Source organism: Lebetimonas sp. JS085, from assembly GCF_000523295.1.
Classification (GTDB): domain Bacteria; phylum Campylobacterota; class Campylobacteria; order Campylobacterales; family Nautiliaceae; genus Lebetimonas.
Map to the genome: position 1 here is coordinate 1,275,481 of NZ_ATHR01000001.1, position 25,039 is coordinate 1,300,519.

At 31.6% G+C, this 25,039-nt stretch carries 29 protein-coding genes and 2 tRNA genes; 15 read left to right on the forward strand and 16 right to left on the reverse strand.

The window, feature by feature from the left end; translation table 11 throughout:
- Nucleotides 1-104: 104 nt before the first annotated feature.
- From DZ68_RS0107175 to DZ68_RS0107205, 7 genes are all read left to right on the forward strand, one after another.
- Nucleotides 105-1,313 carry an aspartate kinase gene (locus tag DZ68_RS0107175; protein ID WP_024790940.1) on the forward strand — a complete coding sequence of 403 codons (1,209 nt, stop codon included), beginning with the start codon at nucleotides 105-107 and terminating at the stop codon, nucleotides 1,311-1,313.
- A complete protein-coding gene (locus tag DZ68_RS0107180) occupies nucleotides 1,313-1,846 on the forward strand; it encodes a HobA family DNA replication regulator (protein ID WP_051428201.1) in 534 nt (177 codons plus the stop codon). Before DZ68_RS0107175 ends, DZ68_RS0107180 begins: the two co-directional genes overlap by 1 nt.
- Entirely contained in the window at nucleotides 1,843-2,388 is a 546-nt protein-coding gene (locus DZ68_RS0107185) for a DNA polymerase III subunit delta' (RefSeq protein WP_024787946.1), read from the forward strand. The genes DZ68_RS0107180 and DZ68_RS0107185 overlap by 4 nt, the downstream gene beginning before the upstream one ends.
- A complete protein-coding gene (gene folP / locus DZ68_RS0107190) occupies nucleotides 2,388-3,548 on the forward strand; it encodes a dihydropteroate synthase (protein ID WP_024787947.1) in 1,161 nt (386 codons plus the stop codon). Before DZ68_RS0107185 ends, folP begins: the two co-directional genes overlap by 1 nt.
- A complete protein-coding gene (locus DZ68_RS0107195) occupies nucleotides 3,541-4,167 on the forward strand; it encodes a ThiF family adenylyltransferase (RefSeq protein ID WP_051428203.1) in 627 nt (208 codons plus the stop codon). The genes folP and DZ68_RS0107195 overlap by 8 nt, the downstream gene beginning before the upstream one ends.
- 70 nt (nucleotides 4,168-4,237) lie before the next feature.
- A tRNA-Gln gene (locus tag DZ68_RS0107200) sits at nucleotides 4,238-4,312 on the forward strand.
- A gap of 4 nt (nucleotides 4,313-4,316) precedes the next feature.
- Nucleotides 4,317-4,393: transfer RNA gene (locus tag DZ68_RS0107205), tRNA-Met, on the forward strand.
- A 104-nt stretch (nucleotides 4,394-4,497) separates the two neighbouring features.
- Here DZ68_RS0107205 and truA read toward each other — a convergent pair.
- The 7 genes from truA to glmU all read right to left on the reverse strand — a co-directional run bounded on the left by truA (nucleotide 4,498) and on the right by glmU (nucleotide 10,763).
- The gene (gene truA / locus DZ68_RS0107210; RefSeq protein WP_024787949.1) at nucleotides 4,498-5,217 is read right to left on the reverse strand and encodes a tRNA pseudouridine(38-40) synthase TruA; all 720 of its coding nucleotides are present in this window, start codon (nucleotides 5,215-5,217) and stop codon (nucleotides 4,498-4,500) included.
- Entirely contained in the window at nucleotides 5,211-6,182 is a 972-nt protein-coding gene (locus DZ68_RS0107215; RefSeq protein WP_024790941.1) for an LptF/LptG family permease, read from the reverse strand. The genes truA and DZ68_RS0107215 overlap by 7 nt, the downstream gene beginning before the upstream one ends.
- Nucleotides 6,175-6,924 (reverse strand): A24 family peptidase, encoded by a 750-nt coding sequence (locus tag DZ68_RS0107220; protein ID WP_024787950.1) that lies wholly within the window; start codon nucleotides 6,922-6,924, stop codon nucleotides 6,175-6,177. The genes DZ68_RS0107215 and DZ68_RS0107220 overlap by 8 nt, the downstream gene beginning before the upstream one ends.
- A gap of 74 nt (nucleotides 6,925-6,998) precedes the next feature.
- The gene (locus DZ68_RS0107225; protein ID WP_024790942.1) at nucleotides 6,999-7,661 is read right to left on the reverse strand and encodes a di-trans,poly-cis-decaprenylcistransferase; all 663 of its coding nucleotides are present in this window, start codon (nucleotides 7,659-7,661) and stop codon (nucleotides 6,999-7,001) included.
- A 3-nt stretch (nucleotides 7,662-7,664) separates the two neighbouring features.
- Nucleotides 7,665-8,342 carry a hypothetical protein gene (locus DZ68_RS0107230; protein ID WP_024787951.1) on the reverse strand — a complete coding sequence of 226 codons (678 nt, stop codon included), beginning with the start codon at nucleotides 8,340-8,342 and terminating at the stop codon, nucleotides 7,665-7,667.
- Nucleotides 8,323-9,465, reverse strand: a complete 1,143-nt coding sequence (gene coaBC / locus DZ68_RS0107235; RefSeq protein ID WP_024787952.1) for a bifunctional phosphopantothenoylcysteine decarboxylase/phosphopantothenate--cysteine ligase CoaBC — start codon at nucleotides 9,463-9,465, stop codon at nucleotides 8,323-8,325. The genes DZ68_RS0107230 and coaBC overlap by 20 nt, the downstream gene beginning before the upstream one ends.
- Nucleotides 9,462-10,763 (reverse strand): bifunctional UDP-N-acetylglucosamine diphosphorylase/glucosamine-1-phosphate N-acetyltransferase GlmU, encoded by a 1,302-nt coding sequence (gene glmU / locus DZ68_RS0107240; RefSeq protein WP_024787953.1) that lies wholly within the window; start codon nucleotides 10,761-10,763, stop codon nucleotides 9,462-9,464. Before glmU ends, coaBC begins: the two co-directional genes overlap by 4 nt.
- Nucleotides 10,764-10,810: 47 nt before the next feature.
- On the opposite strand from glmU, the gene DZ68_RS0107245 reads away from it, so the two are divergent.
- The 5 genes from DZ68_RS0107245 (at nucleotide 10,811) to DZ68_RS0107270 (ending at nucleotide 15,217) form a co-directional block, all read left to right on the forward strand.
- Nucleotides 10,811-11,578 carry a motility protein A gene (locus tag DZ68_RS0107245; RefSeq protein WP_024787954.1) on the forward strand — a complete coding sequence of 256 codons (768 nt, stop codon included), beginning with the start codon at nucleotides 10,811-10,813 and terminating at the stop codon, nucleotides 11,576-11,578.
- Nucleotides 11,579-11,587: 9 nt separating this feature from the next.
- Nucleotides 11,588-12,364, forward strand: a complete 777-nt coding sequence (locus tag DZ68_RS0107250; protein WP_024787955.1) for an OmpA family protein — start codon at nucleotides 11,588-11,590, stop codon at nucleotides 12,362-12,364.
- Nucleotides 12,361-13,089 (forward strand): flagellar type III secretion system pore protein FliP, encoded by a 729-nt coding sequence (fliP, locus tag DZ68_RS0107255; protein ID WP_024787956.1) that lies wholly within the window; start codon nucleotides 12,361-12,363, stop codon nucleotides 13,087-13,089. Before DZ68_RS0107250 ends, fliP begins: the two co-directional genes overlap by 4 nt.
- Nucleotides 13,090-13,193: 104 nt before the next feature.
- Nucleotides 13,194-14,291: a tRNA (uridine(54)-C5)-methyltransferase TrmA gene (trmA, locus tag DZ68_RS0107260; protein ID WP_024787957.1), complete on the forward strand. Its 1,098-nt coding sequence runs from the start codon at nucleotides 13,194-13,196 to the stop codon at nucleotides 14,289-14,291.
- A 125-nt stretch (nucleotides 14,292-14,416) separates the two neighbouring features.
- Nucleotides 14,417-15,217: a ketopantoate reductase family protein gene (locus tag DZ68_RS0107270; protein WP_024787958.1), complete on the forward strand. Its 801-nt coding sequence runs from the start codon at nucleotides 14,417-14,419 to the stop codon at nucleotides 15,215-15,217.
- Nucleotides 15,218-15,221: 4 nt separating this feature from the next.
- Here DZ68_RS0107270 and ruvX read toward each other — a convergent pair whose 3' ends face one another.
- Genes ruvX through ilvC form a run of 7 tightly spaced genes read right to left on the reverse strand, consistent with a single transcriptional unit; the run spans nucleotide 15,222 to nucleotide 19,971 of the window.
- Nucleotides 15,222-15,623: a Holliday junction resolvase RuvX gene (gene ruvX / locus DZ68_RS0107275; RefSeq protein WP_024787959.1), complete on the reverse strand. Its 402-nt coding sequence runs from the start codon at nucleotides 15,621-15,623 to the stop codon at nucleotides 15,222-15,224.
- Nucleotides 15,602-16,108: a DNA-deoxyinosine glycosylase gene (locus tag DZ68_RS0107280; protein ID WP_024787960.1), complete on the reverse strand. Its 507-nt coding sequence runs from the start codon at nucleotides 16,106-16,108 to the stop codon at nucleotides 15,602-15,604. Before DZ68_RS0107280 ends, ruvX begins: the two co-directional genes overlap by 22 nt.
- Before the next feature lie 6 nt (nucleotides 16,109-16,114).
- Nucleotides 16,115-16,876, reverse strand: a complete 762-nt coding sequence (locus tag DZ68_RS0107285; RefSeq protein WP_024787961.1) for a DNA-processing protein DprA — start codon at nucleotides 16,874-16,876, stop codon at nucleotides 16,115-16,117.
- A gap of 31 nt (nucleotides 16,877-16,907) precedes the next feature.
- On the reverse strand, nucleotides 16,908-17,891 hold the full coding sequence (locus DZ68_RS0107290) for a divergent polysaccharide deacetylase family protein (protein ID WP_024787962.1): 984 nt from the start codon (nucleotides 17,889-17,891) through the stop codon (nucleotides 16,908-16,910).
- Nucleotides 17,888-18,121, reverse strand: coding sequence for a cell division topological specificity factor MinE (minE, locus tag DZ68_RS0107295; protein ID WP_024787963.1), 234 nt, complete (start codon nucleotides 18,119-18,121; stop codon nucleotides 17,888-17,890). The genes DZ68_RS0107290 and minE overlap by 4 nt, the downstream gene beginning before the upstream one ends.
- Nucleotides 18,118-18,927: a septum site-determining protein MinD gene (minD, locus tag DZ68_RS0107300; protein ID WP_024787964.1), complete on the reverse strand. Its 810-nt coding sequence runs from the start codon at nucleotides 18,925-18,927 to the stop codon at nucleotides 18,118-18,120. The genes minE and minD overlap by 4 nt, the downstream gene beginning before the upstream one ends.
- Before the next feature lie 24 nt (nucleotides 18,928-18,951).
- A complete protein-coding gene (gene ilvC, locus DZ68_RS0107305; RefSeq protein ID WP_024787965.1) occupies nucleotides 18,952-19,971 on the reverse strand; it encodes a ketol-acid reductoisomerase in 1,020 nt (339 codons plus the stop codon).
- Between the two features lie 70 nt (nucleotides 19,972-20,041).
- Here ilvC and DZ68_RS0107310 point away from each other — a divergent pair, with 70 nt between their 5' ends.
- From DZ68_RS0107310 to DZ68_RS0107320, 3 genes are read left to right on the forward strand one after another with little or no spacing between them, the layout of a single operon-like run.
- Nucleotides 20,042-20,569: a hypothetical protein gene (locus tag DZ68_RS0107310; RefSeq protein WP_024787966.1), complete on the forward strand. Its 528-nt coding sequence runs from the start codon at nucleotides 20,042-20,044 to the stop codon at nucleotides 20,567-20,569.
- Complete coding sequence (locus DZ68_RS0107315) at nucleotides 20,563-22,215, forward strand: GspE/PulE family protein (protein ID WP_024787967.1); 1,653 nt, start codon at nucleotides 20,563-20,565, stop codon at nucleotides 22,213-22,215. Before DZ68_RS0107310 ends, DZ68_RS0107315 begins: the two co-directional genes overlap by 7 nt.
- A complete protein-coding gene (locus DZ68_RS0107320) occupies nucleotides 22,212-23,459 on the forward strand; it encodes a type II secretion system F family protein (RefSeq protein WP_024787968.1) in 1,248 nt (415 codons plus the stop codon). The genes DZ68_RS0107315 and DZ68_RS0107320 overlap by 4 nt, the downstream gene beginning before the upstream one ends.
- On the opposite strand, the gene DZ68_RS0107325 is transcribed toward DZ68_RS0107320, so the two are convergent.
- Nucleotides 23,460-23,774 (reverse strand): AtpZ/AtpI family protein, encoded by a 315-nt coding sequence (locus DZ68_RS0107325; RefSeq protein WP_024787969.1) that lies wholly within the window; start codon nucleotides 23,772-23,774, stop codon nucleotides 23,460-23,462.
- Nucleotides 23,774-25,036 (reverse strand): glutamate-1-semialdehyde 2,1-aminomutase, encoded by a 1,263-nt coding sequence (hemL, locus tag DZ68_RS0107330; protein WP_024787970.1) that lies wholly within the window; start codon nucleotides 25,034-25,036, stop codon nucleotides 23,774-23,776. Before hemL ends, DZ68_RS0107325 begins: the two co-directional genes overlap by 1 nt.
- Nucleotides 25,037-25,039 lie beyond the last annotated feature (3 nt).

The window sequence follows — 25,039 nt, forward strand, 5'->3', positions numbered from 1 at the left end:
TAGTGAGTAGTGAGTGGTGAATAGTGAGTAGTGAGTAGAGAATGTTAATAGTTGCCAAGAAGCCAAGTACCAAGTGCTATGTGTAATTAAAAAAAAGGAGTTTAATGTTAATTGTTCAGAAATTTGGCGGAACGAGCGTAGGTGATTTGGACAGGATTAAAAATGTTGCAAATATTGTAAAAAAAACAAAAAATGAGGGAAATGATGTTGTGGTTGTGGTTTCTGCAATGGCAGGGGAAACTAATAAATTAATTGATTATGCCTCTTATTTTTCCAAAACGCCTCCTCAAAGAGAAATGGATTTACTGGTCAGCTCAGGAGAAAGGGTTACGAGTGCACTTCTTTCAATTGCATTGCAGTCAATTGGAATGGATGCTATTGCCCTGACAGGAAGGCAGGCCGGAATTAAAACAACAAAAGACCACACAAAAGCCAGAATTATGGATATTAATCCGGGGAAAATGCAAAAACATTTAAAAGAAGGTAAAATAGTAATTGTAGCCGGTTTTCAGGGTATAAGCGAGGAAGGTGATGTTACAACCCTGGGAAGAGGGGGAAGCGATTTAACGGCTGTGGCAATTGCAGGGGCGTTAAAAGCGGATAAATGTGAAATTTACACCGATGTGGACGGTATTTATACTACTGATCCGAGAATAGAGCCAAAAGCTAAAAAAATAAATATGATAACTTATGACGAAATGCTTGAGCTTGCAAGTTTGGGGGCTAAAGTAATGCAGTCACGTTCAGTGGAACTTGCAAAAAAATTAGGAGTCGATATAGAAGTTAAATCAAGTTTCAATCCGGAAATTAAAGGAACATTAATTACAAAGGAGACACCTGAAATGGAAAAAGTTTTGGTAAGTGGGATAGCGCTTGATAAAAATCAGGCGAGAGTCAGTATTTTTGGAGTGGAGGACAGACCCGGCATCAGTGCCGAAATATTTTCAAAATTAGCTGATAAAAATATAAATGTGGATATGATTATTCAAAATGTCGGAAAAGACAATAAAGCAAATTTAACTTTTACAGTACCTGAAACCGAACTTGAGCTTACCAAAAAAGTATTGGGAGAATATGAGCAAAAAGCTGAAGCAATGGAATATGACAGGGATATTGCAAAAGTAAGTATTGTCGGGGTAGGTATGAAATCCCACAGCGGCGTGGCGGCAACAGCATTTAAAACCTTGGCGGATGAAAATATAAATATATTAATGATTTCTACGAGTGAAATTAAAATTTCTATGATAATAGATGAAAAATACGGAGAATTGGCTGTCAGAAGTTTACACAAAGCTTATAATTTGGATAAATAATGGATTTAAACGAGTTTACTTTAAAATATATAAGAGAAAAAAACTTAAAATGGATGGAAGAAAAAAGGCTGGAATGGATTCCTTTAATCAGTGAATTTCTTTCTCAGGTGATTGAAGGAAAATGTGTTTTAATTATAACCGATTACAAAAGAAAATGGCTTAGAGATTATATTCTCCAGAAAATAAATAATTTTCAGGATTTTAAGCCGTCTTTTATTCCTTTTTTTGACCTGATTTCCTTTATACCCCAAATAGAATATGCAAAAACGAACGAGCATTTTGATTTAATAGAGGATATGCTGAATATTACTTTTAATGAAAATTATATTTTCTGGTATATCGGAGTTGAAACTCCGATGCTTAAATTTGCAAGGCGCAAAGAAAATTCTTTTTTCTGGATAATGGATATGGATTTGCATAAAAACTTCTTTTTAAAATCTATCGATGAAAATCTTGATTTAAAACTTTTACATTTAACGGATTTATTGAATGAAACCTTAAAAGCGGTTATTTTCGGTGAGGTTGAACTTTGAATAAAATAATCGTTACAAACGATTTGGAAAAATGTATAAATGAAATTAAATATGATGAAAAGATTATAACAGATGAATTTAAAGTTGAAAATGTAAAAGAGCTTAAAGAAATTTCCTATCTTACAAGCAAAAATGAAAAAACCATTTTAATTGCCGCAAAAAAATATAATTTAATTTCTCAAAACGCTCTTTTGAAAATACTTGAAGAACCTCCTCCAAATACTGCGTTTATACTGGCCGTGACATCAAAATATTCATTGCTTGAGACTATAAAATCAAGGCTTCCCATCGAATATAAAATTTTTAAAAATGTAACAGATGTAAATGTTGATTTAAGTAAAATAAATAATGATTTGATTTTCGATTTATTGCAAAAAGATTTAAATAAAGATGAAATTAAAGCAATTTGTTATGATTTGATTAATAAAAAAAATTTAAAAAAAGAGCTGAATGTTTTAAGCAATGCTATAAAAATGCTTGAATTGAATATTGAAAAAAAAGCGGTTTTGGCTTATATAATGCTTTATTTCAAAGGAAAATAATGAAAATTTATAAATTAAACAGCGATATTGATTTGGCTGAAGTTATGCAAAAAATGGGAGTGGACAAAATCGGAATTGAAATAATGAAAAAAAAGCGTTCTGTTTATGTTTTTTATATTAAAAACATAAATTGTGCCGCCGCAAATATTCTAAAACAGGACGCTTTAAGCATTGGTGCCGAACTTGCCGTTCCCATAGGGGCTCCAAGCTGCAAAAACAAATATTTTGATGCGCTTTTGTTATGTAATGAAAAACATTTAATTACACTTTCCAAAAAAGAGCTCACTCAGCCGTTTGGATTGAAAGATTTGGCAAAACAGCTTAAAAATTTTGTAAACCTTCCTAAATTTCCTTTAAAAATTATGGGGGTTATTAATGCAAATGAAGATTCTTTTTTTGAAGGCAGCAGATTCAAAGGAAGCGAAGCGCTTAAGCAGATTGAAAAAATGATTGACGAAGGTGCGGATATAATTGATTTAGGCGGAGTTTCATCCAGACCTGGAAGTGTTTATCCCGGGGTGGAAGAAGAATTAAAGAGGGTCTCCCCAATTATTGATGAAATTTATAAACATAAATTATATGAAAAAGCTGTTTTCAGTATAGATACATTTGAATCCAAAGTTTTGGAATATGCACTTGAGCGCGGTTTTAAAATAGCAAATGATATTACCGGCCTTGAAAGCGACGAATATGCCGAGGTTGCGGCAAAATATAATGCCGATGTTATTATTATGCATAAAAAAGGAATTCCAAAAGATATGCAGAAAAATCCATTTTATGAAAATGTAATTTTGGAAATCGACGAATTTTTTGAACAAAGAATTGCAAAAGCAAAAAATTTTGGAATAAAAAATGTAATTTTGGATGTTGGAATAGGCTTTGGCAAAAGACTTGAAGATAATCTTGCGTTAATTAAGCATTTGGAGCATTTTTTGCATTTTGGATATGAGCTTTTGATAGGGGCAAGCAGAAAATCTATGATAGATATGATTATGAAAAAATATGGTATTTCAACTACTCCTTCTGAAAGACTGCCCGGTACTTTGGCAATTCATCAAGAAGCGTTTAGAAACGGGGCAAGTATTATCAGGTGTCATGATGTAAAAGAGCATTTTCAGGCTTTAAAAGTTTATGATGCCATTAAGGGATTTGATGTTTAGAAGGCAGATAGAACTTCTTGGGAGTAAACAAAAACTGCTTGAAAATAAAAAAATTTTAATAGTCGGGGCCGGAGGGCTTGGAAATGCTTTGGCCACTATTATCAGCTGTATAGGGCTTGAAAGTATTATCATTGTTGATTTTGACAAAATAGAAATTCATAATATCCACAGACAGATTCAGTTTACAAAAAATGATTTAGGAAAAAACAAAGCCAGAGTTTTGGGCGAAAAAATAAAAAGATGCGATACCAAAATAAAAATTGTAGAAAATAAATTTTCAAGCGATATGAATTTTGATGTGGATTTGGTTTTTGATGCAACAGATAATTTTGAAGCAAGAGAAGAAATTGATAAATTTTCCAAAAAAAACTCCATTCCATGGGTATATACGAGCGTGGATGAATATTATGCCCAGGTGGGTTTTTTTAAAAAAACAGATTTTAACACTTTTGCAACAAAAAGACTTTCCCCCAAAGGACAAATTCCTCCGATGGTAAGCCTGGCCGCCAGTATAGAAGCGATGATTGGTGTAAAATATTTAATAGGCGAGCTTAAAGAAGAAATTTTATATTATATAGATTTCAGTAAAGATTTGGAAATAAAAAAATTTAAATTTTAATATTTAAAATTAGCCTAAAACCCTTGATTTTTAGAAAGTTTTTATATATAATTTCATCACCCAAAAATAATGGGCTGTCGCCAAGCGGTAAGGCACAGGACTTTGACTCCTGCATTCGGAGGTTCGAATCCTCCCAGCCCAGCCAACGGCGCGGGGTAGAGCAGTCTGGTAGCTCGTCGGGCTCATAACCCGAAGGTCGGAGGTTCAAATCCTCCCCCCGCAACCAAAAATTAAACTTATAAAGTGTCTGTCACTAATATTGCAATTGATTAATTTTATTATTTTTTTACTTTTCATTTTACATTTTTAATTTTTAATTTCTAATTTATATCAATACCATATTCTTTCTAAATATAAGCCGGTTGGACTCGCCAAGTGTTTGGAAATTAATTTTTCTTTGTTTAACTGTTTTTTTAAATCTTTTATAGTTAGTTTTTCTTCGTTAATTTTTAAGATAAAATCCATAATTATTCTGATTTGTCCTCTTAAAAATCCGTTTCCTCTGATTTTGAATACATATAAATTTTTATATTCAAATGCTTTTGCTTCATAAATTTCCCTTATATAATGATTAACATCGCTTCCGGTTTTTGCAAAATACTCAAAATCGTGCCTGCCTGTTAAAAGTTTTAAAGTTTTGTTTATTTTATTTAAATTTACGGGTTTATTATAAAACAGTGTATATTTTGCATTAAAAGGTGTAAATTTTTTTGTAATTAAATATCTGTAACTTCTCTGTTTTGCACTGAATCTCGGATGAAAATCCAAAGGTGCAGTTTCAATTTTTTTAAAATAAATATAAGGATACAAAATATTGTTCAAAGATTTTTTTAGTTTGTTTAAGTTCCAGAAATCAGGGGTTTCAAAGGAAATTACCTGATTCAATGCATGGACACCCTTATCGGTTCTGCCGGAATGAAAAATTTTAGTGTCTATGTTTAATTTTTTCAACGCTTTTGATATCTCACCCTGAACGGTTTTTTTATTATTTTGAATCTGCATACCGTAAAATTCGCTGCCGTCATAGGTAATAATCGCCTTAATTAGAATTTTTTATCCTTTAAATAAAAAAATAATCCGCAAAAAAAGAATAACGATATTATTAATAAATTTATTACAAACGAATTTGTGATTTTTGTAAAAATCAAATATATTACTGACAATAAGACAGAATAAACAAGTGAATGGTTTTTATGCAATCTTGGATGAAAAAATCCAAAAAGCGGTATATAAAAAAAGAGTGTTATTGGAATTAATGCAAAAGGTATATAAAATAAAAACAGTTTTTTATTCTTTTTTAAATATTTTTTATATTCTAAGATATTGAAATTTATATAAGGGATTATTTGATTAATATTCATTGTTTTAAATTTTATTGTTAAATTTTTATCAATATCATAAATATAACCGTTTTTTAACTGAAAAATCAAATAATTTTTATCTTTAATTATGGCGGCGCTGTTTGAAGTTATAAATTTTTTTTCACTCGGGTTGAAAAGATATATTTTTTTATAAAAATTTTTTTCTTTTTTTTCTATAAATGCGTTCCATTTTCCAAACTGTTGTGAAATTTGAGATGTCTGTATATTAAATTTGGCTTCTTGTTTTTTTTCATTTTTGAAATTTTTATAAACCAAATCGGAATAGGGGATAGAAATAAAAAGAATAAAAAAATTAACAACAGCAATTAAAACAGATATTATCATAATGGGGAAAAGGATTTTTTTAGGGGATATACCGGTTGAAAAAACAGCAACAAGTTCCTGAGTATCACTTAAATTGGAGTATGTCATTACAGAAGCTATGAAAAAAGAAATAGATAAAGTTACAATCAATATTTTTGTTAAAGATAAAAAATACATTTTGGCAAGTTCTAAAAATGTTATATGTATCGAGGCTGTAACATTTGAAATGGAAATTATTACAATAATAGAAGTAATCAGAAATAAAATCAAAAATATATTTATAAATATATTAAAAAAATTTTTTAATATATATTTTTGAAGTTTATCCATACAATCTACTCCATAAATTTATAAAATAATCATTAAAACACCATACGATAAAAGTGCCAAGTGCCAAAAAAGGTATAAAAGGAAGCTCTAAATCTTTTTTGAAAATTCTGTTGTAAAGAGATGGAAAAATAGCAATTAATGCTGCTATAAATATTGCAAAAAGCGAAAGTTTAATTCCAAGAAGCCCTCCCATGCTTCCAGCCAGAATTATATCCCCTTCGCCCATGGCCTCTCTTTTTATAAAAAATGAGACATAATATCTTATTAAACTCATTCCGCCCATTAATATTAAAGCATTTTTAAAATTTTCAATAATATCGGGGGTTGAAAAAAATGAAAGTGTTAACGCCAAAAGATTTAAACTGTCCGGTACAGCTTTATAATCAAAATCAATCATGCTCAAAGCTAAAAAAAGAGTGAAAATTATAAATATAATAAATGAATAAATATCCAAGCCTATTTTTTTATATATTATAATAGCCAAAATACCCGTCATTAATTCTATTATGGGATAACGCAGAGAAATTTTTTCGCTGCAGTAAGCACATTTTCCTTTTAATAAAAAATAACTGATAATAGGTATATTATGCCAGGGCTTAAGCTTTTCCCCGCATTTTGGGCAATGGCTTGGGGGATATGCGATGTTTTTCCCTTTAGGGACTCTGTAAATAACAACATTTAAAAAACTACCGATACAAATACCTATTACAAAAATTGTTATATAAATTATCAAATTATCCATTTTTCATTCTCCGTTTTATATTTTTCATTCCCCACTTTTAACTTTTCACTACTCACTACCCACTACCCACTGTTTTATATTCCCCCAAATCTTCTTTGCCTTTTTTTAAAATTGTTTAAAATTTGTTCTAATTCCCTGCTTGTAAAATCAGGCCACAAAGTAGGGGTAAAAAACATTTCTGCGTAGGCAATCTGCCAAAGTAAAAAATTACTGACCCTGATTTCTCCGCTGGTTCTTATTAATAAATCCACATCTTCATTTATATCAAGGTTTTTTTGGATATTTTCCTGGGTGATTTCTTCGTTTTTTTTAATTATTTTTTTAACAGCCCTTGTAATTTCGTCCCTGCCTCCGTAATTTAAGGCCAAAACCTGTGTCAGTCTTTTATTGTTTTTGGTAGTTTCTTTTGTGTATTCGATTCTTTTTCTGAGTTTAGGGGAAAATTTTGATATATCACCGATAACTTCAAATTTTACATCGTTTTTTATATATGTCTCAAGTTCTTTTTTTAACCAGTTTTCAAGAAGTTTCATTAGAAAATCTGTTTCCATTTTCGGTCTTTTCCAGTTTTCCGTAGAAAAAGCATATAATGTTAAAATTTTAATTTCGGGACTGTTTGCGCAGTAAGCTGTTATTTCCTTTACAACTTCTGCCCCTTTTTTATGACCCTCAACTCTTTTAAGGCCTCTTTTTTTTGCCCATCTTCCGTTTCCGTCCATTATTATTGCAAGATGCATATATTAAGCCTTTAAATTTATTAAATTTTCACTAAAATCATATATCGGTTTTATCTCTTTTTTAACAACTTCTACCGAAAAAGGCAGCTCTTTTTTATATAAATTTATTAAATTTATTGTTGAATCAAATTCACAAAAAAGTTTTAAGCTGTTTTCAAATAAAAACCCTTCTATTTCCCCCAGATGTTCAAATACAGCATAAAATTTTAACGTGTTTTTTTTATATTTAAGCTGCATAAGAGCTTTTTTTTTATCATTTATAATTATATGATATATTTTTTGATTAAAAGCCATTAATATATTCATCCAGAATATAAATTCGTTTTTATTATTCGCATTTGCCAAATGGCTCATTATTTCTTTTTTATCAGGGGCTAAAAAATTTTTTGTAAAATTTATTTTTTTTAAAATATTTAAAATTCTGGGATATTCTTTAAGATTGGAAATTTTTATCGAATATCTGCCTTCTTTTATTTCTGCAAGATATTTATTACCCACTTTTAACGGTATATAACTTTTGGTTTGAATTTCACGGTTACCGAGTTTTATTAAATATTTTATGGGATTTAATTGTTTTTTTATATCGATTTGTACCGGCAAAGTAGCATTAAATTCTTTAATGCCTTCGAGTCTGTTTATGGTTTTTAAAATTTTACCTATTTTAGAGAGATTTAACGGCATCAGCAAGCTTTAAGGCAATTTTTTCTTTACTCTCCTGAGGAAATAAAATTTCTTTATCTTTTGTGATAAAAATTATTTCGTTTTCATCGCTTCCGAAACTGTTTTTTGAAAGTAAATTCAGACATATTGCATCTAAATTTTTTTTATTTAACGCGTTTTTTGCGTATTTAAGGGCATTTTTTTCATCAAATTCGGCTTTAAAGCCTATTTTTTTAAATTTTTTTTCTTTTAAATGTTCAAGGATATCAATGTTTTTATGTAATTTTAAAACAAATTCATTACCTATTTTCTCTTTTTTTAATTTTCCTTTTTTATAAACCGACATATAATCCACTATTGCGGCTGCCATTATTAAATAATCAGGATTTTCCTTTAAGATTGCTTCTAAATAATCTTTTGCGCTCTCAACTTTTATCTGTTGAATTTCTTTGGTAAGATTATGGTCTTTACTAGAAATCAGTGTTACATCGGCGCCTTTTATATAAAATGCTTTTGCCAGGGCTTCCCCCATTTTCCCGCTTGAAAAATTACTTATAAATCTTACATCGTCTATTTTTTCCCTACTTCCTCCGGCGGTTACAACAACTTTTTTGTTTTTCCAAATTTCTTGCTTGTTTATTTCCCTCAGTGCCCGTAAAAATATCTCTTCCGGTTCGGCCATCTTACCTATTCCCTCGTCTCCACAGGCTAGAAGACCGGAATTGGCTTCGATTATGTTTAATTTTTTAAAATTTTTTTGTGTAGTGGGATGTAAATACATGTTTGTATTTGCGCTTGGTGCAAAAAGAGTGGGGGCTTTTGTGGCAAGGTACGTCTGTAAAAGCAGATTGTCGGCGATGCCGTTTGCCGCTTTATTTATTGTATTTGCACTGGCGGGGGCTATAATGTATATGTCAGCCCATTTTGCATAATTAATATGGTTAATATCATTTGCCCAGTCTTCATTTTTGCTTGTTAAAACCCTGTTTCTTGTAAGTGTTTCAAATGTAAGAGGAGTTACAAATTTACCTGCGGCGTCTGTCATTACAATTCTTACATTATCTTTATTTTTTATAAAAAGCCTTATAAGCTCGCATGTTTTATATATTGCAATGCTTCCTGTAACCCCTATCAATACGTTCATCTGTTTTCCCCGAAAAATTTATAATAAAAATTCTTTACTATTTTTAAAGGGGTTCTGCTGATTGCAAGGCTTCCTTTTGGAATATCCTTGTTTACTGTGCTTCCTGCTGCTATTATTACATCTTCTTCTATTGTAAGAGGTGCAATTAACTGTGTATCGCTTCCTACAAAAACATTTTTCCCTATTTTTGTTTTATATTTATTTTTTCCATCATAATTACAGGTAATTGTTCCGGCCCCTATATTTGTACCTTCTTCTATTTCACTGTCTCCTAAATAACTAAGGTGTCCCGCTTTTATTTTATTTAATTTACTTGCTTTTACTTCCACGAAATTCCCTATGTGGGTATCAATAAGCTCGCTTTTAGGCCTTATTCTCGCCATCGGACCGATACCGGAATTTTTTATAACAGCATCTTCAATTACACTGCCTGGACGGATTTCACTTTCAATAATTACGCTTTTTTTAATTACACAGTTTGGCCATATTTCACATTCCCCTTCAAAAGAAGAATATGCATCTATAAAAATTGTCTCTGGCAAGTGCATAATAACACCGTTTTTCATCCAAAAATTTTTTATTCTGTTACAAATTATTTTTTCGGCTTCCGCCAAATCTTTTTTTGTATTAATACCTTTAAAATTTTCTTCGTTTACTTCTATTGCTTTTACATTTAAGCCGTCATTTACAGCCATTTCTATTATATCGGTTAAATAATATTCATTTTGTGCATTTTTATTGTTTAATTTAGGAAGATATTTTTCTAAAATTTCTTTTTTTATCAGATAAATTCCGGCATTTACGTAAGGGATTTTAAGTTCGTTTTCATTTGCGTCTTTTTCTTCTATTATTTTTTTTACATTCGAATTTTCTATCAACACCCTTCCGTATCCGTTGGGATTATTTAATTTCATAACGCTCATTACGATATCGGCATCAATACTCTCAAATTTTTTAAGTTCATTTGCTTCAATTAAAGGCATATCACCGTTTAAAATAAAAATTTTGTCATTTTCAATTTTTAATTTTCCATTATCCATTAAGGAAAACAGCGCTCCTCCGGTTCCTGGATAATTTTTTAAATCCTGTTTTATTATATTAATCGGATAATTTTCTATTGTTTTTTTAACATTTTCAAACTGATGATAAAGTATTATATTTACATTTCCCGATATTTTAAGAGATTCTTCAATTACAAATTCAATCATTGCTTTGTTGCATAATGTATGAAGTACTTTTGGAATCGCACTTTTCATACGGGTTCCCCTGCCCGCTGCCAAAATAATGACACTTGACATATGTTTACCTTTTTTTTGTTATAATTATAGCAAAAAAGGCTATTTTGATGGATTTGGCTACTGTTATTGGAATGGTTGGCGCTCTTGGTCTTCTTATTGCCGCTATGGCACTCGGTGTGGGTGTAGGGGCTTATATTGACCCTCAATCAGTGTTAATTGTTATTCTCGGTTCAATAATGGCTCTTATGGTCAGTTATAAAATGGATATGATGACAAAATTTTTAAAAGTTTTCATGATAGCCATAAAACCTAATTATCAGCCCAATTATGAAGAATTAATAAAAAAACTTGTAGATTATGCAACTCAGGCAAGAAGAGACGGAATTCTTTCACTTGAGAGCGCAGCCAATAACGAAGAAGACGAATTCTTAAAAAAAGGCCTTTCAATGGCGGTAGACGGTAACGAGCCCGATACAATCAGAGAACTTTTGGAAATAGAAATGGAGCAGATGGAAGAAAGACATAAAAAAATGGCTTCCATTTTTTCTACATGGGCAGGTCTCGCCGGAGGCTTCGGTATGCTTGGAACATTGGTGGGACTTGTCGCCATGCTGCTTAACATGTCCGACCCTTCATCAATCGGTCCGGCTATGGCGGTTGCATTACTTACCACACTTTACGGTGCTATGATAGGTAATATTTTCGGAAATCCTATTGCCAGCAAACTTTCTTTGAGAAATGATGACGAAATGCTTGCAAAGACCATGATACTTGAAGGTATTATGTCTATTCAGGCGGGTGACAATCCAAGAACACTTGAAGCAAAACTTTTAAGCTTTTTGCCGCCTTCTAAAAGAAAATCCCAATTCGAATAGGAAAAATGAATGGCTAAAAAAAAGTGTAAATGCGAATGTCCCGAGGGTCTACCTGAATGGTTGGCGACATTCGGGGATTTAATGAGTTTACTTTTATGTTTTTTTGTTTTGCTTCTTTCAATGTCCACTATGAACGCCAAAAAGGTTCAAGAAGCCATAGGCTCTCTTGCGGGTGCACTTAGTGTGCTTGAAGGCGGAGCTAAAACCGAGGTTAGTAAAAACAGAAACCAAATAGCCACCCCTATTGAAGAAAAACAGGAAACTTCCCAAACTGTTAACAAACTTTCAAAAGCTATTCAGGAATTCAGACAGTTTACATCGGGTTCAAAAGGCCCTTCAATTACATTGGAAGAAGGCGAGGAGGGCTTTTTTATAAGGCTTCCCGCCGATATTACATTTAAACCGGGAAGTGCTGAAATTACAGATGAAGATGCATTGCTTTTTTTAAAAAGAATATCACTGATTATAAAAGAATATCTTCCTAAAAATATTGACATTCAGATAAAAGGATATACAGATAACACCCCTCCACCTCAAACGTCTCCTTATACGGATAACTGGGAGTTAAGTGCGGCAAGAGCACTCAGCGTTCTTAAAATTTTAATAAAAGACGGAGTCAATCCAAAACAGCTGAGTGCCGCGGCATACGGCGAATATCATCCGATTGCAAGTAACGACACACCTGAAGGAAGAACAAAAAACAGAAGAGTTGAAATATGGTTTTTTGCGAAGAAAAAAGAACTTCAAAACAAAGTTCAAAAATCAGTATTAGATAAAGCTAAATGAAAAAAATATTATTAATTTTTTTCCCTGTTTTGATTTTTGCGGCGGCAGTGCATATTCCAACAGTTAATTTGTCATTAAGCGCCCCCGCTAATCCTAAACAGCTTGTAAGTACGTTAAATATAGTCATCTTAATGACCTTGTTGGTACTGGCTCCTAGCATTGTACTTGTAACCACATCTTTTATAAGAATAATTGTGGTGCTCGGTTTTTTGCGCCAGGCTCTCGGGACACCTCAATCGCCTCCAACGACACTTTTGGTTTCATTTGCGCTTATTTTAACGTTTTTTATAATGGAGCCGTATGCAAAGCAGTCTTATAATAACGGAATAAAACCGTATATGCAGGAAAAAATAGGATATGAACAGGCTTATGAAAGAAGTGTCAAACCTTTTAAAATGTTTATGATAAAAAATACACGTGAAAAAGATTTGGCTCTGTTTTACAGAATAAGACATCTTCCAAATCCAAAAACAGTTAACGATGTGCCTTTAACAATTTTAGTTCCTGCTTTTATGTTAAGTGAGCTTAAAACAGCTTTTGAAATAGGATTTTTAATTTTTTTACCTTTTTTGGTAATTGATATGGTGGTCAGCAGTATTTTAATGAGCCTGGGAATGATGATGCTGCCTCCTGTGATGATTAGTTTACCGTTTAAAATTTTAATATTTATTTTAGTTGACGGATGGGATTTGGTTGTAATGGGACTGGTGCAGAGCTTTAAGTAAGGATATAGGATATAGAATATAGGATTTAGGATTTAGGATTTAGGATATAGGATATAGGATTTAGGATTTAGGATTTAGGATAGAGTAAAAATGAAAGGAAATAAATGACTTGCAGCAGTTTTGGTAAATGCGGAAGCTGTGTATTATGGAAAATTCCATATGTTAAACAGCTTAAAATGAAAAAAGAAAAAATAAAAGAGATGTTTAAAGATTTTGATATACCTGAAATTGAAATTATAAATGATAAAGACGAGTATTTCAGGGCTAGGGCTGAATTTAGAATCTGGCATGAAGGAAGTGAGCTTTTTTATGCGATGAGAAAAAGAAAAGAGGAGGGAAGGGGTGTAATCCCGATTGATGAGTGTAAAATAGTGGATAAAGCGATTTATGACGTAATGCCTGATTTGCTAAAAGAGATAGAAAAAAGTGAAAATTTAAAAAACAGGCTTTATGAAATAGATTTTTTAAGTAATTCTTCAGGCGCACTTATTGTTACTTTAATTTATCATAGAAAAGTGGATCAAGCAATTGCAGAAGATATTAAAAAATTAAAAGAAAAATTTAAAAAAATTGATTTTATTGTTAGAAAAAAAGGCAGAAAATATGTTTTTGATAAAAATTATTTAATTGATGAAATTGATATTAACGGCAATATATATAAATATAAAATAATTGAAAATACATTTTCACAGCCAAACAGAAATATAAACAAAAAAATGATTGAGTGGGTTTTAAAAAATGCGGATTTAAAAGGCGATTTGGTTGAACTTTATTGCGGAAACGGAAATTTTACAATTCCTCTTAGTGAAAAATTCAATAAGATAATAGCAACTGAAATTAATAAGGAAAGTATTGAAGCAGCGACTTTTAATGCCGAAATAAACAATAGAAAAAATATAACTTTTCTTGCTATGAGTGCTGCTGAATTCAGTTCACTAAAAGAGGAAAAATCTCCTCTTCTTGCAAAATACGATTTGAAAAATGTTTTTATAGACCCTCCAAGAGCCGGACTTGACGACAAATCAAGAAAATTTGTAAACAGTTTTGAAAATATTATTTATATATCATGCAATCCGGAAACTTTAAAAAGGGATTTAGAAACTCTGACTAAAAAAAGAAAAATAAAAGCTTTTGCATTTTTTGACCAGTTCCCATATACCAATCATATGGAATGCGGAGTGATATTAGAAAGTGAACAGTGAGAAGTGAGTGGTGAGTAGGGGAAAATGATTAGTTTTAACGATTTAGCAGGAGAGATTTTTTTAATTTTATTGTTTTTAGGAATAACTATTGGTGTTATTATTGCTGAAAAGATAAGGAGAAAAAAATGAAAGTTTTAATAATAGGGCCTGGAGGAGTTGGGGGGTATTTGGCTTATAAATTAAAAAAATGCGGTAATTATGTAAGTGCTATAGGAAGCAGTGGAGAAGTTAAAGAATTGACTATTAAAGATGTTGATAAAGAAGAGAGCGTAAAATTTGATGATTTGACTAAAATTTATGATGTGGTTTTTGTTACAACAAAAAGCTATCATTTAGATGAAGTTATAGAAAAATACAAAAAATTTTTAAAAAATTCAATTGTTGTACCCATTTTAAACGGAATAGGGCATTTTGAAAAATTTAAAGATTTTAATTTAAAAAAGGCCTGTATTTATATACTTTCAAATAAAGTTAACGGGATTATTCATAAAAAAACACCTCTTTTTTATTTGTGTATTGAAGATGATGAAAAATTAAAAGAAGTTTTTAAAAACTGCGATGATTTAAAAATAAAATTTAGTAATAATATTGACAAGGATATTTGGAAAAAGTATCTGTTTATCTCTACTTTTGCTAGCTTGCAGAGTTTTTATCAAAAACCGACCGGCTGGATAATGGAAAACAAAAAGGATGAGGTGGAAAAATTTTTGGATGAAGTTATAAGAATAGCAAAAGAAGAGGGAATTGATTTAAGTGATGAAAAAGAAAGAGTGATAAAACAGGCGCTAAATATACCGTATAATTCTAAAATGAGCATGCAGATTGATTTTGAAAATGGTGGTCTTACAGAAGTGGATAATTTAACAGGTTTTTTGGCTAAAAAGAGTGATTTTATCAATAAATACTATAAAAAGTTAAAACAATAATTTTTCATTTTTCACTTTTCGTTTTTAATTTATTTAAATAACTCTCAAGTATTTTTTTAGCGGCTAAGCTGTCAATTCTTCCATCCCTTTTATATTTTATTTTTCCTTTTATTTCCTCTTCCACCAGATTGCTTGTAAAACTCTCATCTACAAACTCTATTTTTCCGTTAAAATTAATTAATGATACAAAATGTTTTATTCTTCTTTGCATCTCTTCATTCGTTTTGGGAATTCCCACCACTAAAATGTCGGCTTTATACTCTTTTAAAATATTATCAATTTCCCTTGCGGCCTGGTTTCTGTTTTTTCTTATAACGGCATTTAAGGGAATGACAACCGATTTATCAGGGGTATAAGCTATACCTATTCTTTTAAGTCCTACATCTATTGTAACAATTTTTTCCATATTTTTACCTTTTGTTCTAAATTCATTCTTGCATTTAAAGGACTTGGACTTGGCAGATACAATGGAGAATGTAAAATGGAAAATGAAGAATTTTTGAAATGTTTTTTTATAACTTTTTCAGCAGTTCTTGAAGTAACTGCTAATTTTTTTATATTTGGATATTTTTTAAGTAAATTTTCAATATCACATAGTTTTATGATTTCCAAATTGTCATCTCTGCTGTTTTTGTCTTTTCTTTTGCATTCACATATACTGTCCCACAAAGCAATTTTATGTTTTTTTAAAAAAGAAATTTTTTCCTGGATGGTGTAAGGTTTTTTATCATTATAAATAATTGCCAATATATCCCAGAACTGGTTTTTGGGATGCGAATAATAAAAACTGTTTTCAAAAGATTTGATTGACGGAAAAGTTCCAAGAATTAAAATTTTACTTGTTTTAAAAATTATTGGTTCAAATGGATGAATTAGTCTTCCATTTTCCATTATTTATTATCCATTAAAATATACTTTTCCATTTTTTATTTCAACTTCAGAGTTTAGCTCCATTTCATAAATTCTTGAGCCGTAAAGTTTTAGGGCTTCATTTAAGGATAAAATTTTTTCATTAGAACTGATTCCCAAATTTTTACAAAATTCATCTATATCCCAAATAACTTCCGCCTGATTTGTTTTTGCAATATAATTGGTGCCAGCGCTTTCACCGATCCTCTGCGGAATAACATAAACTTTTTTGTTATATTCTTTTGCCCATTCAAAGCTTCTCATGCTGCCGCTTTTTAATGAAGCCTGCGTAATTATTACAAATTTTGAAAGTTTTACAATAATTCTGTTTCTTTCAAGAAATGTATGTTTGTAAGGTTTGTAATTTTTTTCGTATTCACTGATTGCGAGAGCTTTTTTGTAAACGGATTTTATCAAATTTTCATTTTGTTTGGGATAAATAATATCAAGTGATGAAGGTGAAACAAAAACAGTGTTTGGGAAAGAGCCTCTGTGGGCCTGGGTATCCACCCCCAAAGCGCCGCCTGAAATTATTACAAATTTTTTTGAAAGTTTTTTTGCCAAAAGATATGTGATTTCTTTTGTGTATTTGCTCGCTTTTCTGCTGCCTACAATGGCAATTTTATCTCTGTTTAATAAATCAGTATTACCTTTATAAAAGAGTTCAAATTCATCAAATTTTAATTTTTCATTATGGCTGCTTTTCAAACTGCCAGATGAGCTTAATTCGATTTGTTCATTTTCGCTCATTTTCCATTATCCATTCTCCATTTTTCACCGCTTACTTTTCATTTTTTGTTTTTAATTCATAAAGTTGATTTATTGTTATTACATCAACATTTTTTAAAATATTTTGTGATTCATTTAAAGCTTCAATGGTTGTTTTATGAGGATGCCCTATGGCAATGGCATATCCTCTTTTTCGGGCTATTTTAACCGCTTTTTTAAGCTGGTTCTGGATATAGTTTATATCCGGTTTGTTATCTAAAAATATATTTCTTTCAAAAAAGGGAATATGATAAATTTTTTCTGCATCTCTTGCCTTTGAATAAGGGGTTGTTCTTGAATCTACAAATCCCAGATTGTCTTCTTTTAAAACTTTAAAAAGTTTTTCCATTTCAGTGGTATCGGCAGTAAATTTGCTTCCTGTATGGTTATTTATAAACTCCGCTTTCGGAAACCATTTTTTTATTTCATCAATTCTTTGTTTTATTTGGGAATAAGACCAGTTTGTATTTATAGTGTCCGGTTCAGGATGTGCAAACGCAAGTGCCTGCATAGGTACATGAACCATGTAATCTTTGAATTCTTTTGCATAAACAGGAGTGTTGGGATGGATCTTTGTGGGTGGAAAAAACGAAGGTGTCGCTTCAAAAGGCAGATGTTTAATAGCTTTTACCTGATATCCGAATGAAACATCGTCCAGAATAATTACAAGTTTCGGTTTTTTGGTCTTTAATTTAACCGTAACCGGTACAGGGGGTTTTGTTTTTTTATAATGTTTATGAGCTGTTTCGTAATCTTCTATTTCAGAAGGAAGATTATATAAATTTTTATTATTTTGATTCAGCTGATTTGAAAGATTTTTAATTTTTTTTTCAAGCATGGATATTACATTTTGTGTTTTTTGCAGGGATTTTTTATTTGTGTTTTCTCCTATATAAACACCCGCAATAAAAAAACTTAAAGAAAAAATTGCCAGTAAAAGTATATAAACAATATATTTTAAACTGTTTTTTTTTGAATTTTTTCGTTTTTTTTTCATTTTTTCAGAATTATCTCAATTTCTAATGTTTCAATGTTTTGGTTTGAATTTGTTTTAATGCCGATGTCTTTAATATCCACATATTTTTTTACAACGTTGATTAAATCCTGTTTCATTTCATCTAAATTATTGATTTTTGTATTTGCTCTTTCATATGCAAGCATCATCATAAGTCTGTCTTTTGCAACATCTTTTGATTTTTTCTTTTTAAACAGGTCAAAAAAACTCATTTGAATAATCCTTTAAGTTTAGAGAAAATACCTTTTTTTTTGGTTAAATCCAAAAATTCAATTTCTTCATTTTCTATTCTTTTTGCAATTCTTCTGTAAGCTTCCCCGACCAATGAATTTTCATTAAGTGCAATCGGTTCACCAATGTTGGTTGAACGTACAATTTCCTCATCATCCGGAACTATTCCGATTAAGTCAAGTGCCAATATATGCAAAACATCTTCGGTTGAAAGCATTTCGCCTTTTTCAACAAGTTCGGGTTTGATTCTGTTTATTATAATTCTTTTTTCAACTTCTTCTCCAAGTTGGGCTTTTTTACTTTTTGCATCTATTATACCTATAACCCTGTCGGCGTCCCTGACAGAAGAAATTTCCGGGGTTGTAACCACTAAAGCCATATCGGCAAGATAAATTGAATGTTCGAATCCGCTTTCTATTCCTGCAGGTGAATCGATTAATATATAATCAAAATCTTTTTTTAATTCGTTGATTAAATTTTCAACTTTATCTTTATCGAGTACCGTTTTGTCTTTTGTCTGACTTGCGGGCAGAAAATGCAAATTATTTGTACGTTTGTCTTTTATTATAGCCTGGGCCAGATTGCATCTTTTTTCCATTACATCAACGACATCATAAACAATTCTGTTTTCAAGGCCCAATATCATATCAAGGTTTCTAAGCCCTATATCAAAATCTATTGCAATAACTTTTTTGCCGTTTTTGGCCAAAGCCGTGGCAATATTGGCGGTTGTGGTTGATTTACCTACTCCGCCTTTGCCGCTGGTAATAGTAATAACTTTTCCCATTTTTTCTCCTATCCCGAGAAGGGATTAATTTTTATTTGGATCTACAATTTTGTTTTGTGTAATCCAAGGCATCATAGCTCTTAATTTTTGTCCTGTTTTCTCAAGTAAAGAAACTTTCATATTATTTCTCTCAGCAGTCATTCTTGGATACCCGGCCATTCCTTCAAGTATAAAATCTTTGGCGAATTTACCGTTTTGAATTTCTTTTAAAATCTGTTTCATAGCTTTTCTGCTTTCTTCGTTAACTACTTTTGGCCCGCTTACATAATCCCCGTATTCCGCAGTGTTTGAAATAGAATATCTCATATTTTCAAGACCGCCTTCAAACATCAAATCAACTATGAGCTTTAATTCATGAAAACATTCAAAATATGCCATTTCCGGTGCGTAACCCGCTTCGACCAATGTGTCAAACCCGGCCTGAACAAGTGATGTTACACCGCCGCATAAAACTGCCTGTTCACCAAACAGGTCAGTTTCTGTTTCATCTTTGAATGTTGTTTCAATTATTGCGGTTCTTCCTCCACCAATTGCGCTTGCATAACTGAGGGCTAACTGTTTTGCCTCCTCACCGCCTTGATATACAGCAATTAAATCCGGAATTCCCCCGCCTTTTACAAATTCGCTTCTTACAGTATGCCCCGGGGCTTTAGGGGCTATCATAATTACTTTTAAATCAGCTCTTGGGATTATTCTTCCGAAATGAATATTAAATCCGTGTCCAAATGCTATTGCAGCGCCTTCTTTTAAATTAGGTTCTATTTCTTTATAATAAACAGTTCTTTGAATTTCATCAGGTAATAATATCATTATTACATCTGCATCTTTTACGGCTTCGCCCACTTCTTTTACTTCAAATCCGTAATTTTTGGCTTTTTCCCATGATTTGCTGCCTTTTCTAAGACCCACTGTTACATCAACCCCGGAATCTCTAAGATTAAGTGCATGGGCATGACCTTGACTTCCAAAACCTATCATCGCAACTTTTTTGTTTTGAATAATGCTCAAATCACAGTCTTTGTCATAATAAATATTTAATGCCATTTTATCTCCTTTTTTTGGAATTATATCAAATATTTTGTTATAATTTAGCAATTTAACTTAAGGGGCCTTTTTGAAAAAAATAATATTAACTGTTTTTTTTACTTTTCTGTTTTCTGCCGAAATGCCTTTGAATGTAGCTTTTAAAAAAGGTTTTTATTATAAAATATGTGATAAAAGATGGGATTATATCAATAAATATATCAATAAAAGGGAAGATTTACTTTCTCTTGTAGCGTATGCATGTCTGAAAAGAAGAAATTTAACACCTGCGCTCGATTTGGCAAAAGTGTTAAAAACAACACCTCTCGGAAGAAAAAATGCCACTTACATAACCACTCTTTTTTTAATGAAAAAATTAATACTCGAATACATTTTTGACGATATAAATTTAAATAATATAAAACTTCCTGTTATAAATGACAATTTATTGGGGATTGTGTTTAATTATATACAGACAAAAAAAGTAAAAAAAGAAAAAAATAAAATAGTAATTTTTGATAAAAATAAAAAATATATTGTTTTTCCTAATAAAAATTATAATATTGTAATTAAAGAATATTTAAACAATAAACTTATAAAAAAGGAATTTTTTTGGTAGTTACAGATAAGATTTTTTTGGATAATTTGCTAAAAGAAAATGAATTAACCAAAGAACAGTATCATAAGATTCAGGAATTATTAGAAAAAAATCCAAAAGAAGATGTGTTAACACTTTTATTTAAAAACGGATATATTACAAAAGAAGTATATTTAAAATATCTCTCTTCCAAATATTCAATAGGTTATATTTCCGATTTAAGTTCCATAAGATTAAAAGACATTCATATTCCTGTCAACATTTTAAAGCAGACACTGGCCGTTCCTGTGGAAGAGAAATACAATAAAGTAAAAATAGCCGTTGCCGATCCGCTTGACTGGAACGCACAGGCAATTTTAAAAAGATTTTATCCTCAAAAAGAAGTTGAATTTATATTGGGGTTAAAAGAAGATATTTTAAAAGTCCTTAAATTACTTGAAAGTAAAGAAAAAGTAAAAGAGATTATAAAAGATATAAAAAAAGAATTAAAAGGAGCCGAGGTAACCGGGGAAGAATCTGCGGTTATGAGACTTATTAAATATCTTGTTGTCTCTTCCATTGAAAAAAAAGCAAGTGATATTCATATTGAGGCGGAAGAAGACGGAGGGGTTGTGAGAATCAGGGTGCTCGGGGATTTATATGAAGTGCTGGATTTTGATATGGATATTTTTAACGCCCTTGATTCAAGAATTAAAATTCTCGCCAATATGGATGTCAGCGAAAAAAGAAAGCCGCAGGACGGTTCTTTTTCCATGGAATTAGGCAAAAATAAATTTGATTTTAGGGTTTCAACTCTTCCTACAATTTGGGGAGAGAGTATCGTTATAAGAATTCTTGATAAAAGGAGCATTCTTAAAAAAATAGATGAAATAGGAATTACATCAAAAAATCTTGAAATTTTTAAAAAAGCCCTTTCTCAGCCTAACGGTATTTTTCTCGTAACCGGGCCTACTGGAAGTGGGAAAACAACAACTTTGTATGCGGCTTTGCATGAAATAGCAAAAGTAAACAGAAAAGTTATTACTGTTGAAGACCCGGTAGAATATAAATTACACGGGATACAACAGGTTCAGGTGAATCCAAAAGTTGATATGACTTTTGCAAACGCCCTAAGAAGTATATTAAGACAGGACCCGGATATTATAATGATAGGGGAAATCAGGGATTTAGAAACACTTGAAATCGCAATCAAGGCCGCTTTGACGGGCCATTTGGTTCTTTCGACACTTCATACAAATGATGCCGTCAGCTCAATCCAAAGAATGATAGATATGGGTGCGGATGCTTTTATGGTTGCAGCTTCTTTAATCGGAGCTGAGGCCCAGAGGCTTGTAAAAACGATATGTCCATACTGTAAAACAAAACATAAACCCGAAGATATTTATTTGGATCCTATTAAAACAATAATACCTAAAGATGCGGTCTTTTATAAAGGTATCGGCTGTGAACATTGTAATTTTACCGGATACGGAGGCAGAACAATGATAAGTGAAATATTTTTAAATGATGAAAAGATGGAAAGTATGATAAGCAGAGAAAAAGAAAAAATAGATATACTGAATTATTTAAGAAGCAAAGGTTATCAGAGTATGTTTTATGACGGATTGATTAAAGCGTTAAAAGGAATTACTACATTAGAAGATATTTATAAGGTGGCAAAATTATGAAATATTTTAAAGCAACATTCATTTATAAGGGTGAAAAAGAAAATTTGGTATTTAAAGCGTTAAATAGGGCAGAAGCGATAATTGAAGCAAAAAAACTGCATAAGGGGCTTTTAATAGATATAAATGAAATTCCTATGCCTTTTAATGAAAAAATTAAAATCTTTAAAGATATTATTTTAAATAAAATTTTAAGAAGAAAATTAAATTATCCGGCTTACATAGGTTCTATAAGGCAACTTTCTGTATTGATAAAAGCGGGGATTTCCCTTAAAGATGCCCTTGAAGATATATCCTCCCATACAAAAGATTCGCTGATTTCTGAAATTTTTGCAAAGGCGGCAGAAGCTATAGACAGCGGTAAAAGTTTATCCGAAGTATTTGAAGAATACGAAAATTATGTAGGGGGAATTTCCGTCGCCATGATAAGACTTGGTGAGCAGACGGGGGATTTGGTGGCAGCTCTTGAATCTTTAGCCGGAATTTATGAAAATATGTATGAAAACAGAAGAAAAATGATAAAGGCCCTTCGTTATCCCGTTATTGTTCTTTTTGCCATTGCTGCAGCATTTACTTTTTTGGTTTTGGTTGTAGTTCCGAAATTTAAGGCTGTTTTTTCCATGCTCCATGCAAAACTCCCTTTGCCTACCAGAATATTGCTTTGGGCGGAGCATGTTTTATCAAATTACGGTCTTTATGTGTTGTTTGGATTTATCTTAATTCTGGTTTTGATTTCATTTTTTTATAAAACATCTTATAAATTTAAATATTATGTCGATAAATTTTTATTAAAAATGTATCTGATAAAAGATGTTATTGAATATGCCACTTTGACTAGGGTATTGGCAACTTTGTCATCATTAATCAAAAGTGGTATTCCTTTGGTGGATGCGTTGAAAATTACCGAAGGCATCGTCGAAAACGAAATTATAAAAGAAAAACTAAGAGAGATTATTAAAGGCGTTAATCAGGGAAGAAGTTTTGCCGAAATGGTAAGTGAAACCAATTTTGTAAATTATGTAGCCCTTAGGATGATAAGTGCCGGGGAACAATCCGGAGAATTAGACAATATGCTTGAAAGCGCCGCAAAATACTATGCAGACAAATTCCAGGATATCATAGACAATATGCAGGCTGCAATAGAACCTATTATGTTGTCTGTAATAGGGGCTTTGGTGCTGCTCTTGGCCCTTGGTATATTTTTGCCTATGTGGGATTTGGCAAGTGCGGCAAAAAATGCAATGTAATTATTTTTCAAAATTTTCCAAATAATCATCCTCGTCTTCATCTTCTTTTTTATTTATTTTGTAATTTTTATATCTCGGGTCGTTTTTTATTTTATCCCATTCTTTTTTTAATTTGTCATATTCTTTTTTTATATTTAAAATTGCAGCTGCAATTCCCCAAAAAACACCAAGCCACAATAACCATATTTGATGGAAAGTGTTTTTAAGCCACAATCCTATCCCAACCCCCATTAATACCGCAACAACTATAGAAATGCCCAAAGAGAGCTTTTCTGCACCTCTTACGGTTTTTCCCAGATTTCCTTTTTTTTGCATTAAATTTCTTTTGCAATTTGTTTGTAAGTTTTTATTGTGTTTTGTATATCTTCGTCATTCATAGGGGTACAGATAAAGCCTGTTTCATATGCGCTCGGTGCAAAATAAAAACCGTTTTTTAACATTTTATTATGAAATAATGCGTATCTTTTTGTATCACTCTCATTTACCTCATCAAAATTTTTTGGATTTTTAGAATTAAAGAAGAATCCGAACATACTGCCCATTACATTATAATTAAATTCAATTCTGTTTTCTTTTGAAATTTCGGCAAATCCATGCATTAGATTTTTTGCTTTTTTTTCAAGAGTCTTATAAATTTCCGGATTTTCTTTTAATTTTTTAATTTGTGCAAGTCCGGCGCTCATGGCCACAGGGTTGCCGGAGAGTGTTCCAGCCTGATATACGGGACCTATTGGAGATAATTTTTCCATAATTTCTTTTTTTCCCGCAAATGCGCCAACAGGCATTCCGCCTCCTATTACTTTACCGAATGTTACAATGTCCGCTTCAATACCGTATATATCAAAACTTCCTCTAAGAGATGCCCTGAATCCGCTCATCACCTCATCAAAAATCAGAATTGCCTCATAATGGTTGCAAATTTCTCTGAGTTCACCTAAAAAATCTGCTTTGGCAGGTACCAAACTCATATTTCCGGCAATCGGTTCTATTATTACACATCCCACATCACCGTTTTGAAAACATTTTTTAACACTTTCAATATCATTATATTTCGCAAGAAGTGTATGTTTTGTAAGATCAGCCGGAACACCGGGAGAACTTGGTGTCCCGAATGTGGCGGCGCCGCTGCCGGCATTGACCAACAGTGAATCGCTGTGTCCATGGTAACACCCTTCAAATTTTATAATATCGTCTTTTCCGCTGACGCCCCTTGCTAGTCTTATGGCGCTCATTGTGGCTTCTGTGCCTGAGCTTACAAATCTTATTAAATCCAAATGCGGAAATAGTTCCAATACTTCTTTTGCCAAATCTATTTCAACTTTTGTAGGGGCTCCGAAACTTGTTCCTTTTTTTACGGCTTTTATAATTGCATTTTCTATTTCTTTGTCACAGTGTCCGAAAATAAGCGGACCCCAGCTTTGTATAAAATCCAGATATTTTTTGCCTGTTATATCATATATATATGCCCCTTTCCCTTTTTCAATAAAAGGAGGTTCCCCTCCGACACTTTTAAATGCCCTAACAGGTGAATTTACTCCTCCTACGATATATTTCTGTGCTTCTTGAAATAGATTCATTTT

Excerpts from the sequence above, each read along its gene's own strand:
- DZ68_RS0107175 (WP_024790940.1), top strand. The coding sequence starts at position 105 with ATGTTAATTGTTCAGAAATTTGGCGGAACGAGCGTAGGTGATTTGGAC.
- DZ68_RS0107180 (WP_051428201.1), top strand. The coding sequence starts at position 1,313 with ATGGATTTAAACGAGTTTACTTTAAAATATATAAGAGAAAAAAACTTA.
- folP (WP_024787947.1), top strand. The coding sequence starts at position 2,388 with ATGAAAATTTATAAATTAAACAGCGATATTGATTTGGCTGAAGTTATG.
- DZ68_RS0107195 (WP_051428203.1), top strand. The coding sequence starts at position 3,541 with ATGTTTAGAAGGCAGATAGAACTTCTTGGGAGTAAACAAAAACTGCTT.
- DZ68_RS0107215 (WP_024790941.1), bottom strand. The coding sequence starts at position 6,182 with ATGGATAAACTTCAAAAATATATATTAAAAAATTTTTTTAATATATTT.
- DZ68_RS0107220 (WP_024787950.1), bottom strand. The coding sequence starts at position 6,924 with ATGGATAATTTGATAATTTATATAACAATTTTTGTAATAGGTATTTGT.
- DZ68_RS0107225 (WP_024790942.1), bottom strand. The coding sequence starts at position 7,661 with ATGCATCTTGCAATAATAATGGACGGAAACGGAAGATGGGCAAAAAAA.
- DZ68_RS0107230 (WP_024787951.1), bottom strand. The coding sequence starts at position 8,342 with ATGCCGTTAAATCTCTCTAAAATAGGTAAAATTTTAAAAACCATAAAC.
- coaBC (WP_024787952.1), bottom strand. The coding sequence starts at position 9,465 with ATGAACGTATTGATAGGGGTTACAGGAAGCATTGCAATATATAAAACA.
- glmU (WP_024787953.1), bottom strand. The coding sequence starts at position 10,763 with ATGTCAAGTGTCATTATTTTGGCAGCGGGCAGGGGAACCCGTATGAAA.
- DZ68_RS0107245 (WP_024787954.1), top strand. The coding sequence starts at position 10,811 with ATGGATTTGGCTACTGTTATTGGAATGGTTGGCGCTCTTGGTCTTCTT.
- DZ68_RS0107250 (WP_024787955.1), top strand. The coding sequence starts at position 11,588 with ATGGCTAAAAAAAAGTGTAAATGCGAATGTCCCGAGGGTCTACCTGAA.
- fliP (WP_024787956.1), top strand. The coding sequence starts at position 12,361 with ATGAAAAAAATATTATTAATTTTTTTCCCTGTTTTGATTTTTGCGGCG.
- trmA (WP_024787957.1), top strand. The coding sequence starts at position 13,194 with ATGACTTGCAGCAGTTTTGGTAAATGCGGAAGCTGTGTATTATGGAAA.
- DZ68_RS0107270 (WP_024787958.1), top strand. The coding sequence starts at position 14,417 with ATGAAAGTTTTAATAATAGGGCCTGGAGGAGTTGGGGGGTATTTGGCT.
- ruvX (WP_024787959.1), bottom strand. The coding sequence starts at position 15,623 with ATGGAAAAAATTGTTACAATAGATGTAGGACTTAAAAGAATAGGTATA.
- DZ68_RS0107280 (WP_024787960.1), bottom strand. The coding sequence starts at position 16,108 with ATGGAAAATGGAAGACTAATTCATCCATTTGAACCAATAATTTTTAAA.
- DZ68_RS0107285 (WP_024787961.1), bottom strand. The coding sequence starts at position 16,876 with ATGAGCGAAAATGAACAAATCGAATTAAGCTCATCTGGCAGTTTGAAA.
- DZ68_RS0107290 (WP_024787962.1), bottom strand. The coding sequence starts at position 17,891 with ATGAAAAAAAAACGAAAAAATTCAAAAAAAAACAGTTTAAAATATATT.
- minE (WP_024787963.1), bottom strand. The coding sequence starts at position 18,121 with ATGAGTTTTTTTGACCTGTTTAAAAAGAAAAAATCAAAAGATGTTGCA.
- minD (WP_024787964.1), bottom strand. The coding sequence starts at position 18,927 with ATGGGAAAAGTTATTACTATTACCAGCGGCAAAGGCGGAGTAGGTAAA.
- ilvC (WP_024787965.1), bottom strand. The coding sequence starts at position 19,971 with ATGGCATTAAATATTTATTATGACAAAGACTGTGATTTGAGCATTATT.
- DZ68_RS0107320 (WP_024787968.1), top strand. The coding sequence starts at position 22,212 with ATGAAATATTTTAAAGCAACATTCATTTATAAGGGTGAAAAAGAAAAT.
- DZ68_RS0107325 (WP_024787969.1), bottom strand. The coding sequence starts at position 23,774 with ATGCAAAAAAAAGGAAATCTGGGAAAAACCGTAAGAGGTGCAGAAAAG.
- hemL (WP_024787970.1), bottom strand. The coding sequence starts at position 25,036 with ATGAATCTATTTCAAGAAGCACAGAAATATATCGTAGGAGGAGTAAAT.